This window comes from Micromonospora sp. NPDC047730 (assembly GCF_043204765.1).
Taxonomy (GTDB): domain Bacteria; phylum Actinomycetota; class Actinomycetes; order Mycobacteriales; family Micromonosporaceae; genus Micromonospora.
In genome coordinates this window covers 147,104-158,967 of sequence record NZ_JBIDCU010000013.1, presented here as the reverse complement: position 1 = coordinate 158,967, position 11,864 = coordinate 147,104, and the positions used below count along the sequence as shown (strand labels likewise).

The 11,864-nt window shown below is 73.6% G+C and carries 10 protein-coding genes; 8 read left to right on the top strand and 2 right to left on the bottom strand.

The features are described from left to right. The first annotated feature begins 28 nt into the window (after positions 1-28). The 4 genes from ACGF5G_RS26360 to rpsD all read left to right on the top strand — a co-directional run bounded on the left by ACGF5G_RS26360 (position 29) and on the right by rpsD (position 4,284). Complete coding sequence (locus ACGF5G_RS26360; RefSeq protein ID WP_393267362.1) at positions 29-1,291, top strand: hypothetical protein; 1,263 nt, start codon at positions 29-31, stop codon at positions 1,289-1,291. After that, positions 1,288-2,466, top strand: coding sequence for an aminotransferase class V-fold PLP-dependent enzyme (locus ACGF5G_RS26355; protein WP_393267359.1), 1,179 nt, complete (start codon positions 1,288-1,290; stop codon positions 2,464-2,466). The genes ACGF5G_RS26360 and ACGF5G_RS26355 overlap by 4 nt, the downstream gene beginning before the upstream one ends. Beyond that, entirely contained in the window at positions 2,463-3,494 is a 1,032-nt protein-coding gene (locus ACGF5G_RS26350) for a methyltransferase (protein WP_393267357.1), read from the top strand. Before ACGF5G_RS26355 ends, ACGF5G_RS26350 begins: the two co-directional genes overlap by 4 nt. 193 nt (positions 3,495-3,687) lie before the next feature. After that, positions 3,688-4,284: a 30S ribosomal protein S4 gene (rpsD, locus tag ACGF5G_RS26345; protein WP_393267354.1), complete on the top strand. Its 597-nt coding sequence runs from the start codon at positions 3,688-3,690 to the stop codon at positions 4,282-4,284. Between the two features lie 89 nt (positions 4,285-4,373). Here rpsD and ACGF5G_RS26340 read toward each other — a convergent pair whose 3' ends face one another. Beyond that, a complete protein-coding gene (locus ACGF5G_RS26340) occupies positions 4,374-6,041 on the bottom strand; it encodes a family 10 glycosylhydrolase (protein ID WP_393267351.1) in 1,668 nt (555 codons plus the stop codon). Positions 6,042-6,072: 31 nt separating this feature from the next. On the opposite strand from ACGF5G_RS26340, the gene ACGF5G_RS26335 reads away from it, so the two are divergent. The 3 genes from ACGF5G_RS26335 to ACGF5G_RS26325 all read left to right on the top strand — a co-directional run bounded on the left by ACGF5G_RS26335 (position 6,073) and on the right by ACGF5G_RS26325 (position 9,238). Beyond that, a complete protein-coding gene (locus ACGF5G_RS26335) occupies positions 6,073-6,603 on the top strand; it encodes a LysE family translocator (RefSeq protein ID WP_393267349.1) in 531 nt (176 codons plus the stop codon). A gap of 87 nt (positions 6,604-6,690) precedes the next feature. Further along, on the top strand, positions 6,691-8,727 hold the full coding sequence (locus ACGF5G_RS26330) for a polymorphic toxin-type HINT domain-containing protein (RefSeq protein ID WP_393267346.1): 2,037 nt from the start codon (positions 6,691-6,693) through the stop codon (positions 8,725-8,727). Positions 8,728-8,785: 58 nt separating this feature from the next. Next, positions 8,786-9,238 (top strand): hypothetical protein, encoded by a 453-nt coding sequence (locus ACGF5G_RS26325; RefSeq protein WP_393267343.1) that lies wholly within the window; start codon positions 8,786-8,788, stop codon positions 9,236-9,238. Positions 9,239-9,310: 72 nt separating this feature from the next. Here the strand turns inward: ACGF5G_RS26325 and ACGF5G_RS26320 are convergent, their stop codons facing one another. Continuing rightward, positions 9,311-10,717 (bottom strand): PLP-dependent aminotransferase family protein, encoded by a 1,407-nt coding sequence (locus ACGF5G_RS26320; protein WP_393267341.1) that lies wholly within the window; start codon positions 10,715-10,717, stop codon positions 9,311-9,313. On the opposite strand from ACGF5G_RS26320, the gene ACGF5G_RS26315 reads away from it, so the two are divergent. After that, positions 10,716-11,723 carry a DMT family transporter gene (locus ACGF5G_RS26315; protein ID WP_393267338.1) on the top strand — a complete coding sequence of 336 codons (1,008 nt, stop codon included), beginning with the start codon at positions 10,716-10,718 and terminating at the stop codon, positions 11,721-11,723. The genes ACGF5G_RS26320 and ACGF5G_RS26315 overlap by 2 nt on opposite strands. The last annotated feature ends 141 nt before the right edge of the window (positions 11,724-11,864 follow it).

The window sequence follows — 11,864 nt, the reverse complement described above, 5'->3', positions numbered from 1 at the left end:
CCGATTCGGAAATGTCGAGGGGCGCTTCGTGCACGAATTGACGAGCTGGTTGTCCGGTACGGCCGACCCGCGCACTTTCCCCTACCCGGCGGTGCTGCGCGAATTCCATCGGGTCGGCAAACACTTCGTCGAAAAGGAACTCCTCGCCCTGCTCGACGAGACGCGGGCGAGAGTGGCCGGCGCGACGACGGCCGGCGACGACGAGGCGCGGCTGTTGAGCGACTTCCTCGACGTGACGCTCGACAAGTGGGACGGCCGCTACGACTACCGCAGCTACCTGGCCCTACGCGTGCTCCGGCTGCCCTGCGGCGCGGACGACCCGCCCCCGGCCGAGGACGACGCCACCGCCCGGCGCGCCCGTGACCGGCTGTTCGTCCGCCTGGTCGCCGACGCGTTGGCCTTCGAGTTGGCCGCCGCCGCCCACACCACCGACCTGCTCCCGCAGCAGCGTCCGGGGCCGCCGGTGGTGACCAAACGCTGCCGCCTCGGCGTCCGGGCCGCCCTGCCCCCGCTGGCCCGCCTCGGCCTGACCGGGGCGGTCGGCGACGGCGGTCCGACGACCACCGCCACCGCGCTGCACGCCGTCGCCGCCGACCTCGACGCCGACGGGGATCAAACGCTGCGGCTGAGCATGCTGCCGGTCCACGTGACCCACGACGAATACCTGTTCATCCGGGTGCTCCAGGCGTACGAGTGCCTCTTCGCCGGGGTCGCCGACGAGCTGCGCGCCGCCGTCGCCGCGCTGGCCGGGGCCGTGCCACGTGCGGCGGCCGACCGGCTGGGGTACGCCGGGGACCTGCTCGGCGCCGCCGGCCCGCTCTTCTCGCTGCTGGCCACCATGCAGACGGAGTCGTTCCGGACGTTCCGGCAGTACACCGAGGGGGCCAGCGCCATCCAGTCCCGCTCCTACAAGCTCGTGGAGTCGCTCTGCCGTACGCCGGAAGGAGACCGGCTGGACTCGGTGGCCTACCGGTCGGTGCCGGAGGTGCGGTCCCTGGTGCGGGCCGGCCAGCCGACGATCGACGAGGCGTACCGGTCGGCCGTGCGTGCGGGCCGGCTCGACGGCGCGGACCGCATGCTGGTGGCGCGGCGGATGGAGACGTTCGCCGGGGCCCTGTCGCAGTGGCGGCGCACGCACCACCGGATCGCCACCCGGATGCTCGGTCCCCGCTCCGGGACCGGCTACACGGAGGGCACCCCTTATCTGGCGGCGGTCCGCGACGTGCCGGTCTTCACGGCCGTCACCGCCGATTCCCACCCGGTCGACCCGATTGGAGGCGGCACCGCGTGAGTCGATCCCACCCCGCGCCCGGGCCTGACGCGCCCCGGTGCCTCGACGCCGCCGCGCAGGCCGCGCTGCGCGCCGAGTTCCCCCTGCTCGAGACCTGTGTCTACCTGAACAACAACTCCACCGGCGCGGTGCCGAGGGGCGCGGAGCGGGTGCTGCACGACTACTGGGAGACGCTGCGCACCTGGCGGGACGACGTGTGGCAGGGCTGGCACGTCGGCCTCGACCGGTACGCCGACTCGGTGGCCGCCCTGATCGGCGCACCGCCGGGCAGCGTGGTCACCGACGCGAACCTGAGCACCCTGCTCGCCCGGGTGGCGTCCTGCTTCGACTACCGCCCGCCGCGCTACCGGGTCGTCACCACCGACCTGGAGTACCCGACGGTGCCGTTCGTCTTCCGGGCGTTCGGCCGCTACGGCGCCCGCCTCGACGCGGTCGGCACCGGCGGTCCCCACCTCGACCAGGAGGCCCTGGAGGCGCGCCTCGACGAACGGACGCTGCTGGTGTGCGTGTCGCACGCCAGCTTCACCTCCGGCGCCACCGTCGACCTGCCCCGCCTGGTCGCCCGCGCCCACGACGTCGGCGCGCTGGTGGTGGTGGACGCCTTCCAGACCGTGGGGGTGGTGCCGATGGACGTCACCGCCCTCGGTGTCGACGTCGTCCTCGGCGGCGCGCACAAGTGGCTCTGCGGCGTCGGCACCGCCTTCCTCTACGTCCGCCCCGACCTGGTGCCGGAGCTGACGCCGGCCGCCACCGGCTGGCAGGCCGGCGACCGGGCGCTCACGTTCCAGCCGTCCACCGGCTGGGCGCCCGACGCCCGGCGGTTCGCCGGTGGCACGCCGTACCCGGTCACCTCCCTGGTCTCCCAGGTCGGCCTGGACCTGCTGGCCGGGATCGGCACCGAGGCCATCCGGCGGCAGTCGCTGGCCCTCACCCAGCGGGTCCTGGACCGGGCCGGCGAGGCCGGCATCGCGGTGGTCAGCCCCACCGCGCCGCACCGCCGCGGCGGCGTGGTGTGCCTGGACGTCCCCGACGGCGAGGCGGTGAAGCGACGACTCGCCGCCCGTGACCTGATCTGCAGTTGGCGCGGCTACCTGCGGATCGGTCCGCACGTCTACAACACCCTCGACGAGGTCGACGCGTTCATGGACGCGCTGGAGAAGGAGCTGCACCGGTGACCGTGACCCTCTCGCCGCGGGCGCTGATGAGCCTGCTCGCCAACGGTCCCAAGGCCATGGACGTGCTGGAGACGGCGTTCGGCATGGGCCTGCTCGACGCGCTGGAGCCCGGGCCCGTCCGTCTCGACGCGCTGGCCACCCGGTTCGGGGTACGCCCGCTACGGCTCTACAAGTTTCTCGACTGCCTGGAGAGCCTGGGCTTCCTGACGCGCGACGAGCCCGACGACGACATCGGCACGACCAGCTACCGGGCCGTGCCGGGGCTGCGCGACGCGGTCGCCGCGGTGGTCGGCCCCGGCGCGGTCGAGCGTGACCGGGACCGCTATCCCTGGCGGCGGCTGCACGGCCGGCTGCCCGAGAGCCTGCGCGGCCAGGTCAGCATCGGCGACGACGACTTCGCCTGGCCGCCGAAGACCGACGCGCAGACCGCCGAGTTCGAGCGCAGCATGGCCGTCGGGCTGGGACCGGTGATCGAAGCGGTGCGGCGGCACGCCGATCTGCTGTGGCCGGACCGGCGCCGCCTGCTGGAGGTGGGCGGCGGCGACGGGACGCTCGCCGCGCACGTCCTCGACACCGCGCCGGGCCTGCGGGCCGACGTCTACAACCTGCCGGCGGTGGCGCCGTTGGTGGCGGCCACCCGGGTCGCGCGGGGGCACACCGAGCGGCTGGGGTTCGTCGGCGGCGACTTCCTGACCGAGCCGCTGCCCAAGGGGTACGACGCGATGTCGTTCGTGCGGGTGCTGCACGACTGGCCGAACGAGGTGGCCCGTCACCTGGTGGAGCAGGCGTACGCGGCGCTGGAGCCGGGTGGGCTGCTGCTGATCTGCGAGGAGTTCCGCACTCCGGACCGGCTGGCCATGCAGTTCTTCTGGAGCTACTTCCTGATCGGCGTGGACAGCTGCGTCAGCCGGCTGCGCGAGGCGGAGTTCTACACCAAGCTGCTCGCGGAGGTCGGCTTCGAGCGGGTGGCGGTGCTGCCCGGCACCTGGGAGTTGGTCGTCGCGTACAAGCCGACCCTGGCCGACTGACGGGCCCCGCCTTCCGCCCTTCTTCGTCGCCTTGCGGCCCGGTCGAACAGCAAGGTCGGCCTCGTCGCGCCCGACCGCAGGGCCGTCCCAGGTCTCGACGCGCCCCTGCGCGGGGCGGATCACCCGGACCGGGTGGGGCAGGCTCACCCCGCTGCGGGACAGAGTGGTGACCCACGACAGCCAGGGAGGCACCATGACGCTCCGCTCCAAGGTCAACATCGCGCCGACCGACGACGTGCCGCTGAAGCCGGCGCATGGCTACCGACTGCGCCGGCAGCGGCATCCGATCGGTGTCCGGGGCGGGCCGCGCCGCGCCCCGCGCGGCTACCGACTGCCCGACGCGGAGCGGCGGCAGATCCGGGCCGCGTACGACCTGCGGGAGCGGCAACTGGTCCGGGCCCTGGTGACGGCCGCCGGGCAGCCCGGCGACGCGGCGGAGAACCTGGCCGGGCAGTTGGAGCAGCGGCTGGACGCGCTGGTGCACCGCGCCGGCTTCGCCCGCACCGTCGGCGAGGCCCGCAGCCTGGTCGAGCACAACACGTTCACCCTGGACGGCGGCAAGGTCAACCGCCCCTCGTACCTGGTCCAGCCGGGGCAGATCATCCAGGTACGCCCGGAGCGGCAGTGCCCCACACCGGCCGTGGTCGCCGCAGGCGGGTTCCGCGACGTCGAGGCCCCGCCGTACCTGGAGGTTCGGCCGGAGGAATTCACCGCGACACTGACCCGGGAGCCGCGCCGGCAGGAGGTGCCCGACCTGCGCGGCGTCCCGCTCACCGTCCGGTCCGACTAGGTCAGCCCACACCACACCGGCCCCGGCACGTGGACCACGAGGCGCGGTCGCTCAGGCAGCGGCCACAGCACCGCAGAACGGACAGGCTCTCACGGTGCGGCGACGGACACCGGCACGCTGAGTCGGCCCTCGTTTCCGCTGCGATCCAGCCCGGACACGCAGTAGGAGAGCGAACGGTCGGTCGGGGCGGTGCGGTCGACCCAGCCCGTACCCCGGACGGTGCCGACGAGCCGGGCCGCATCGCCGTCCACCCGGTAGACGGCGAAGCTCGCGGCCCCGTCCCCGCGCCAGGTCAGCGCCACCTCGCCGTCGCCGTGACGGCGCGCGCCGGTGACCGTGGGGGCGGCCGGCGGTGCCGCTGGTAGGTGCGCCATCGCGGGCACGAGTGCCGGGCCGGCGTAGTGCGCCCCGCTGTACCGGCTGACCGCCCCGAGCTTGTCGGCGCGCACCTGCCGGGCGCTGAAGTGCACGCTCCCGCTCACCCCGTGCCGCCGGTTGAGGGCGAGCTGGCGGTCCAGCTCGGCCGGGTCGCGCCAGGCGCCGCGCTCGCCCACCCGGTAGTCGGCCTGGCCGATGTAGAGCTGCACGCGGGTGCCCTTCACCATGGCCGCCCACCACGGCAGCAGCGTGGCGTAGTCGGCCCTGTCGAACCCGATGTGCCAGTAGAGCTGCGGCACGACGTAGTCCAGCCACTGCTCCCGCACCCAGAGTCGGGTGTCGGCGTAGATGTCGTCGTAGCTCTGCAGCCCGGCTGTCGCGGAGCCGGCCGGGTCGGTGCGCTTGTTCCGCCAGATGCCGAACGGGCTGATGCCGAACTTCACCCACGGCTTGATCACCTTGATCCGCTCGCTCATCTCCCGCACGAGGGTGTTCACGTTGTCCCGGCGCCAGTCGTGCTTGTCCGCGGACCGCCCGCCGTACCGGGCGAACGCCGCGTCGTCGGGGAAGTCCTGCCCAGCCTCCGGATAGGGGTAGAAGAAGTCGTCGAAGTGCACCCCGTCGACGTCGTACCGCCGCACCGCCTCCAACATCGAGTCCTCGACGAAGGTGCGCGCCTCGGGGATGCCCGGGTTGAAGTAGAGGCGGCTACCGGGCTTGTCGGCGCTGGGATAGGTCACCACCCAGTCCGGATGCCGGCGCAGCGGGTGGGTCGGCGCGAGCCGGTCCAGCCGGGGGCCGGGTCCGCCCACCGTGGCCGGCTGCCCGCCCCGGTACGGGTTGAACCAGGCGTGGAACTCCAGGTTGCGGGCGTGCGCCTCGGTGACCATGAACTCCATCGGGTCCCAGCCCGGGTCGCGGCCGTCGCGCCGCCCCGTCAGCCACTCCGACCACGGCGCGTACTCCGACGGCCAGAGCGCGTCCCCGCTCGGCCGCACGTGCACGAAGACCGCGTTGTGGTTGCGCCGCACGGCCAGGTCCAGCCAGCCCCGGAACTCCGCCCGCACCGTCTCGGCCGGCAGCCCGCGCCGGCTCGGCCAGTCGATGTTGTTCACCGTCGTGATCCACATGCCGCGCAACTCTCGGGGCGCCCGGGCCGCCCGGCCGGCGCAGGTCGGGGTGCCGTCCCTCGGGCCGGTGCCAGGCGCCGCAGCGATGGCGGACGCGTCACCCGGCGCCGATGCGCCGCCGCCGGCATCCGGGTCCCGCAGCGACCAGGCACCGGCCGCGGCCGCTACGGCGAGCGCGGCGACCACCGCGACCAGCGCGTGGGTACGACGACGGTGGGCGGGGGGAACGGGCGGAGCAACGACGGGCATCGCCCCAGTCTGCCCAGTTGCTGCCCGCCGGGTGAACCAGTCCGCCCCTTACGTGACGATCGGACAATGCCGGCTGCCGGCCCTGTGCCGCGATACCTGCCGGGGTCGGACGAACATCGACTGCTCAACCAGTGGAGCGGGGAGCCACGGACCTGAGCCGAGGCACGCAACCGCGGCGAGGGAGACGAAGCGGGCGGTTCCGGCTGCGGCGCGGCTACCTGAACCCGACCTCCGGCACCGCCGGAGGCGGCACCGGCGGCGGCACCGGCGACCGCAGGAGCTTCGCGATCGGTGTGGCGACCAGCCTCGCAACCCCAAGGCCGGCGTGGTCGCGGTGTCCCTCATCCCGCAGTTCGTCACCGCCGACGGCCCGGTGCTGGCCTCCTCGATCGCCCTCGGCGCCGTCTGGGCCACCGTCTCCGGCACCTGGTTCTGCCTGTACGCCTGGACCGTCGACAAGGGCCGTGCCCGAGCCAAGAGCCCAGCCGTGCAGCGCTTCCTGCAGGCGGCGGCCGGCGTCACCATGCTCGGCCTCGGCACCGCGGTGGCGGTCGGCACCTGACCATCGGAGATCTTCCCTTGCCGGCGTCGACTAGCTTGCACACATAGACATAGATGACTGTCGTGTTGCACGGTGGAGGACGGACACATGACCGAGCCGGGAGACCCGCAGCAGAGCAACGAGCGGCCGCCGGATGGCGCGGTGTCGTCGGCGTCACCGGGTCGACGGCGGAAGGCACTGCTGTTCGGCTGCGCCGGCCTGGTGCTCGCCCTGGTCGCCGGCCTCGTCGTATGGCTGAACCTGCCGACGCCCGAACGCAATCGGGAGCCCTTCGACCAGGCGGTGGCCAGCCTCGGGAACGCCCGCGGAGTGCGTTACACGGGTGCCGCGACGGACGCGGCGTTCACTGGCAAGCAGACGCGGCGGGACATCACGGTCACCGCCCACGGGGAGCAGTACGGCACCGTCAGCGTGCCGGACCTGAACATGGATCTGAAGGTGCTCCGGGTCGGTGGACGGGTCTACGGCTACGAGACGAGCAACGGGCGGTGGGCCCGGTGGCGGACCGGCGGCTACACGAGGCGGCTGCTCGGCCCGATGTCCGAACAGCTCGTCTCCCCTGGCGCGCTTGCTGATCAACTGTCGGAGGCCCTGGACGCGCTGCCCAGGCTGCCCGCGCCCGAGGACCCGGACCTGCCGGCCCTCTCGGTGGACGGGGTGCCGGCGTTGCGGGCCGACACGGCGGCGGGCACCCTCCTGGTGGCCAAGGACCCACCGTACCGCGTACTGCGGTTGGAGCCGGGCACCGAGACGCCACGGTCGGGTCAACCGCAGCCGACCGGTCAGGACGAAGCCCCGTCCGACGCCGCGGCTTTCGACAGTCTGGACATCGCTCCGCTCTCCGACGGCCAGGCCGAGCAGATGTACGACACCCTCGCGGCCGAGACCGCGCAACTGGCCGGCGCCGAGGACGCGGACGTCGACTTCGCTCTGGAAGGCGACGGCACCCTAAAGTGCAGGCCCAGTGGCTGCCACGTCCGGCAGAGCTTCACCGGAACGCTGTCCACCGACGCCGCGACCCGCATCACCGCCGGCCAGATCACCGTCAGCATGACGGTCACCATGGACATCGAGGGGCGGCGGGCCGGCGGCTGCAGCAGCCCTCCGAGGACCCTTCCGCTCACCGGGAACACCGTCTCCGGTCAGCAGTCCTGCTCGGCCCCGGAGGCCGGCCCGGTGTGGGCCGCCGTCGACGCCGAGAAGCGGGCCAGGGCCAAGGCGGAGTCCAGGGCCACCGGCCGGTCGGTCACCTACACCGTCCGCTCACATGCCCGCGCCGAGGTGATCGCACAGGCCGTCACCAAGGTCGAGGTGGACCGGCTGCTCGAACGGCAGCGGCAGCAGCGCAACTCCACGGAATGCCCGACGCCCAACAGCTTCGTCCCCGGCACCCTCGTCCTGCTCGCCGACGGCAGCGCCCGCCCGATCGAACGGGTCACCCCGGGCGTCCGGGTCCGCGCAACCGATCCGGTCACCGGCCGCACCACCGGCGAGCCCGTGCTCGCCCAGATCACCGGCGGCGGCCCGAAACACCTCGACCAGCTCACCGTCACCGACGGCCGGCAGACCGGCACCGTCACCGCGACGGCCGGCCACCCGTTCTGGAACCCCGACCGGCGGGCCTGGATCGACGCCGGCGACCTACGCCCCGGCGCGGCCCTCGCCGGCCCGCCAGGCTCCCGCCCGGTCCGCGTCACCGGTATGCGCGCCTACCAGCGGAACCTGACCGTCCACAACCTCACCGTCGCCAACGTCCACACCTTCTACGTGCTGGCCGGAGACACGCCTGTCCTGGTGCACAACTGCGCGATGAAACGTGGCGCGAAGGCGCTGAAGGGGATCAAGGTTCCCAACTCCTACGAGGGGCTCGACATCGCGCACGTACGGCGGAACCACGTCCTGGGCGGTGCCGGGGTGACCAGCGGCAAGGACCTGTGGCCGGCGAAGATCACCGACGCGGAACTGGAGTCCATCGCCCGGGCGGCGTTGCGGAACAACCCGCGCGTGGTCGGCTACGATCCTGAGACACGAATGGTCCAGGCGACCGCCGTGGTCGACGGCAGGAAAGTGCGGTTCCAGATTCCCCGTGGCGGCGGCCGGATGAGATCGATCTACCCGCAGTGAATCCGTCGCGCTCCGGCCGAAGCCGCCGGCCGCCGGCTCGTTGACAGAGGCTCGGAGCATGTTCGCGATCAACATTCCGTTGGACAGCCTGCGGGTCGACGCACGTGCACCCGAACTCCACCTGCACGGCCAGACCTGGATCACCATCGACGGCCACGACTTTCCCGAACGGCACTGGGCCGACTCTCCGCTGTCGTTCCTCGGCTCGCTGCGGGCCGCGATCCGGGAGGCCGCCGGCGGTGAGGAGGCGGATTTCTACTTCTGGGAAGGCGCCTATTTCGTGAAGCTCGTTCCCCGGCCGGACGGCGTCGCCGTGTTCGCGGTGCACGACGCCGACCTGGACGAGGGCGGAGCCGTCGAGGCGAGTTGCGTGTCCACGCTCGGCGAGCTCGGCCGGCTGTATCAGGCGGAGGTCTCCCGCCTGATGGAGTGGGCCCAGCGGCACCAGGAACGGGACCTGCGGGCGTTCCTGGCCCGGATCCTGCCCCTGCCCGAGTTGGACCGGCCGTGAGGATGCTCGGGGAGTCCTGCCGGCGTGGACCGACCGCTGTGGGCCTGGGAACGGGATCGCCGGCCGGACGCGTCAGGCAGCTGCCGTCCGGCTCGCCAGCGCGCGGGAGAGCCTGCGGACGGCCTCGTCCATGAGGTCGGGTGGCGCGGCCGCGTAGGTGAGGCGCAGGTGTGGTGCCGGGGGTTCGGCGGCGTACCACGGCCGCCCGGGGAAGACCACGACGCCCTCGTGGGCCGCGGCGGCGGCCAGCGCGACGTCGTCGGTGCCGTCGGGCAGGCGGGCCCACAGGTGCAGGCCGCCCCGCGGAACCACCTGCGGGGCGAGTGGGGGCAGGTGCCGCCGCAGCGCGGCCAGCAGTGCCGCGCGCCGCGCCTGCAACGCGGCGCGCACGGTGCGGTGGTGACGCGCCCACGCCGGGGAGGTGACGAACTCGATCGTGGCCTGCTGCAGGGGGCCGGCCACGAAGAAGTCGTCGAGCAGTCGGCCTGCCCGCAGGCGGGCGCCGGCCGGGCCACGGGCGCCGATCGCCGCGACACGGAGCCCGGGCGCGGCGGACTTGGTCAGGGAGCGCAGGTAGACGACGTGTCCGTCGGGGTCGTCGGCGGCCAGTGGAGGTGTGGCCTCGCCGTCGATGGCGAGGTCCCGGGCGTAGTCGTCCTCGATCAGGAACGCCCCGGCGTCGCGTACGGCGGCGCAGACCTCGGCGCGGCGGTGGGCCGCCAGGGTCGCGCCGGTGGGGTTGGCGTACAGCGGTTGGCAGTAGAACAACCGCGCGCCGGTGCGGGTGAACGCGGCGGCCAGTTGGTCGGGCCGTACGCCGTCGGCGTCGGCGGGGACGGGCACCACCCGCAGTCCGGCGGCGCGGGCCGTGGCCAGCGCGCCCAGGTAGGTCGGCGACTCGACGAGCAGGGTGTCACCGGGGGCGGCGAGCGCGCGGAGCGCGGAGGACAGCGCGGCCTGCCCGCCCGGGCAGATCACCATGTCGCCGGCGCTCAGCCCGCCTCCGGCCTCGCGGGCGAACCAGGCGCGCAGGTCCTCGCGGCCCTCGGCCGGGCCGCGCTGCCACGACGCGGGCTGTCGGGCGGCTCGGGCCAGCGCGGCACCGAGCGCGGCTGCCGGTTGGAGATCCGGGTCCAGGTAGCCGCCGGACAGCGGTATCGCGTCCGAGGGTGGTAGCGCCAGTAACGCCTGCATGTCCTCCTCGCCGGGTGGGCGAGGGCCGAGCGCCACGGTCTGCCAGGACAGGTCCGCCCCGGGCTGCCGCGTGGGCGCGGCGGCCACGAAGGTGCCCCGCCCTGATCGCGCCTCGACCAGTCCCTCTGCGGCGAGCTGCCGGATTGCCTCGGTGACCGTCACCGGGGAGGCCTGGTGGCGCGCGGTCAGCTCGCGTACCGACGGCAGCCGGTCCCCCGGGTCGGCCCTGGCGACGAGCGCGCGCAGATCTTGGATGACACGCTCGACTGCGTTACCGTTGCCCATGAAGGACAAGAGTAGCGCTACTGCCACGAGCGCGGTAACAGCGGATCGCACCGTCGGGCTCGCCCTCGGAGCGCTGGGCGTGCTGGCCTTCAGCATGTCGCTGCCCATGACCCGCGTCGCCGTGCAGGAGCTTGACCCCTGGTTCGTCGCCTTCGGCCGGGCCGTCGGCGCGGCGCTGCTGGCATGGGCGTACCTGAGATCCACCGGCGCGCCGCGGCCCAGCCGAGGTCAGTGGCGGCGCCTGTCGATCGTCGCGCTCGGTGTCGTCGTCGGCTTTCCGTTGTTCACCTCGCTGGCCCTGACGACGCAGACCTCGGCGCACGGTGCGGTCGTCGTCGCCGTGCTGCCGGCCATGACCGCGATGTTCGCGGTGCTGCGCGCCGGAGAGCGTCCGCCGCCGCTGTTCTGGGTCGCGAGCATCGGCGGGCTGCTGGCGGTCCTGGCGTTCCTCATCGTCAGCGGCGCGGTCAGCGGCGCCCTGTCCCTCGCGGATCTGTACCTGCTCGCGGCGGTCGCGCTGTGCGGCCTGGGATACGCCGAGGGCGGTGCGCTCGCCCGCGAACTGGGCGGCGCCCGCACGATCTGCTGGGCACTGCTGCTGTCGCTGCCCGTCACCCTGCCCGTCACGGCCGCGGCCACCACGGTCCACCGACCGCACGCCGGCGCCGTCGCCTGGGCAGCGTTCGGTTACCTCACCGCGGTCTCCATGTTCCTGGGCTTCTTCGCCTGGTACGCGGGCCTCGCCCGCGGCGGCATCGCGCAGGTCGGACAGATCCAGCTCGCCCAGCCCGTCCTCACCCTGACCTGGTCGGCGCTGCTGGTCGGCGAGGCCGTCGCTCCGGCCTCGGTCGCCGCGGCGTTCGTGGTGCTCGCCTGCGTCGTCCTGACCCAGCGCTCCCGCACCGGAACCCGAACCGCTGCTCCTTCGCCGACGGGCGAGCCGGGCGGTTCCGGCGCGAGACCCGTCGTGGCGTCGGCAGCCCACCCGTCGCCGGATCCGTCCTGATGCGCACCGGCGCCACCTGGCGCGCCCGGCAGGGCGGCGCGCGGGCCGGCCGGGCGCGTCGCCGATGAAGGATTCCGCCGCCCCGAAAGCCCGGCACCGCAAACCGTTTACACCACCGTCGGCTGCGGGGTATGTTACGGG